The sequence below is a fragment of the Kocuria sp. CPCC 204721 genome, from assembly GCF_040980945.1.
GTDB lineage: Bacteria > Actinomycetota > Actinomycetes > Actinomycetales > Micrococcaceae > Kocuria > Kocuria marina.
The window spans coordinates 1-2,576 of the sequence record NZ_JAVKPO010000035.1 but is presented as its reverse complement, the minus strand read 5'-3'; the positions used below and the strand labels follow the sequence as shown (position 1 = coordinate 2,576).

The 2,576-nt window shown below is 61.6% G+C and carries 1 protein-coding gene; it reads right to left on the bottom strand.

Annotated elements, in window-relative coordinates; genetic code table 11:
- Nucleotides 1-422 precede the first annotated feature (422 nt).
- Nucleotides 423-2,138: a D-lactate dehydrogenase gene (gene dld, locus RF637_RS13700; RefSeq protein ID WP_368845116.1), complete on the bottom strand. Its 1,716-nt coding sequence runs from the start codon at nucleotides 2,136-2,138 to the stop codon at nucleotides 423-425.
- Nucleotides 2,139-2,576: the final 438 nt, after the last annotated feature.

Below are 2,576 nucleotides of genomic sequence, written 5' to 3'. Positions count from 1 at the left end.
CCGTGAACGGTCGCCTCGAGCACCTGCGTGGCCTGGCCCTCGGCTTCCGCAACCTCACCAACTACATCGCCAGATCGCTCCTGGAGACCGGCAGATTCAGACCACACCTACACCCCGAATTGTGAAGAGCCCAATATGTTCAGGCAATGTGTTTCAGCAATAGCCTCCGGGCTCGTCGATGTGGCCGGTGGCGAGGATTTCGCCGGTGTGCCGGCCGTCGCGGGTCAGCTGACGGCGTGAGGCGATGACCCGTTCTCGGACCGGGCGCGGCCCTCGCCGCCACGCGATTCTATGGCCTGCCCAGCCTCTGACCGATGTCTCGACTCATCCGTCCCGGTGGACCTAGGGAGTCGAGCCCTAGGTCCACCCGAGATGGATAAGACATCCCTCAGGCTCTCACGGCGTCGCGCTACCTTGGGGACTTAGGCCCAGTCCTTGTGCGGCGACGTGCCGCCGATACCGGCGTTGAACGTATTCGTCGGATCGAGCTCCTTGAAGTGCTCTTCCATGGACTCCGGCAGCTTGTAGATGCGACCGTAGTTGTGCTCGGCGGGCAGCTTCGCGCCGCGCTCCTCCAGCAGGTGCTGGATGCGGTCGTGCAGCGCCTCGGGATCCACGCCCTGCTTGGCGACATAGTCCTGGTGCATCACATGGCAGAAGAAGTGCCCGTAATACGCCTTGACCTCAAGCTGGTCGTCGATCTCCTCCGGCAGCACCTCGAGCCAGTTCCAATCGTCGCGACGCAGGGCCACATCGATGGGGATGAGCCCTGCGATGTGCCGGCGCTTCAACGCGGCGTAGCGAGTGGCGGCACTGGCCGCGCCGAACCGGTTGAGCGACGCGCTCTTTTCTTCATCAGACGTGCAGATGAAGAACTCACCAGTGTGCTCGGGCTCTTCGAAGAACTCCTTGAGCATCTTCTCGCTCGCGGCCTTCTGCGACTCGCTGACGGTGAGCAGCAGGTGATGCTCGAAACGGTTGCGGTACTCCATCATGCGCTTGGGCAGCTGGTTGGGCAGCACGCTGAACATGGCTTGCGATACCGTGTCGGCGAAGGTCGGACCAATGCCGGGAATCTTCGAGAACAAGCCGTTGGCCCACGTCTTGAACGAGAACATGCGCGTCTGCAGCGCTGGACTCATGAACTTCAGGAAGACGAAGGTGTCTTTGCCGTACTTCTCGGCCAAGTCGAAGGCACTGCGGCCCATGTACTCACCAGAGATAGGCAGCGGCATGTCGGCTTCGAGGAACAACCGACGGATCTCTTCGAGCTCGTGCGTGTTGTTCGTGCCGATGTAAAACACGGTCGGGTGCACTTCGCGAGGGAAGGTGCGGGTGCGCACCGCGAACACCATCAGCTTGCCGGCCGAGCCGGATGCCTCGAACAGGTACTCGGGGTTCGCATTGTAGCGAGCAGGCGAAGGCACGATCTTGCGCAAGTGCTCGGCGTACTCGGTCTCGTTCGAGTCTTCGGGAGCTGGGGTGACATCCTCGGGAGACCACTCGCCGCGCTGTAGACGGTCGAGTGCGACCTCAGGGTCGTCTCCGAGCGAGATGCCCAGGTGATTGACCAGCTCGACCTTGCCGTCGTCGTTGACGCGGGCGAAGATCGCTTCGCGCGTGAATGCCGGACCCTTGCGAATCTGGCTGCCGCCCGAGTTGTTCGCGATGCCGCCGATGACCGAGGCGCCGATTGATGTCGACCCGATCACCGAGTGCGGCTCGCGCTGGTGCTTGGCGAGCGCGTCGGTCAGGTGTGTCAGCGGGGTGCCCGCGAGCGAGATCGCCTCGCGCGCGTCGTTGATGAGGTGCACCTCATCGATGCGGTGAGTCGAGATGATCACAATGGGGCGATCGTAGTCTTGGAAGCCGGGGCCGGATCCACCAGTCAGGCCCGTGTTCGATGCCTGCGGGATGACGATGAGGTTGTTGTCGACGGATACCTGCAGCGCCCGCCACATCTCGACCAGCGTGCCGGGGCGCACCACGGTGAAGACTGGTCCTCCGCCGAATCGATAGCCTTTGCTGAATGGCATCGTGGCACGCTCAGAGGTCAGTACATGTTCGTCGCCGACGATTCTCTTGAACGCATCGATCGCTTCGTGCGAAGTCGTGGTGGTCTGTCCTGGTTGCGTCATCTCTAAGCTTCCTATATTCAGTTGCATCACAAGCGCGTCATGATGCTGAGGGGATGTCGCCTTGATCCGAGCTAGTCCGCGGTCGTTCATTTTTTGATGGGCGGGGAAACGAGCCAGGGGGACGACGTCTGCGACCGTCTGCCCGGAAGCTCGCTACGGCGTCCAAGGAGTGTGCGTGTGCGTATGCATGTGCATACGCGCATCCTCATTGTAGAAGATGCGCATCAGATAGTTTCGGACCGCGGTACTTTCGGACTCCGGTAGGTTCGGACCGCGATAGTTCGGACCGCGATAGTTCGGACCGCGATGTCGGCCACTGCCCTCACCCCATAGATCGACGCAGCAATCAGACTCGCCTAGCGCCGCTTGAACCGTCCCAGGTTTGGTGCCGCATCTTTTCGAGTTGAGAGGATGGCGTCATGCCGAAGAAGATTGACC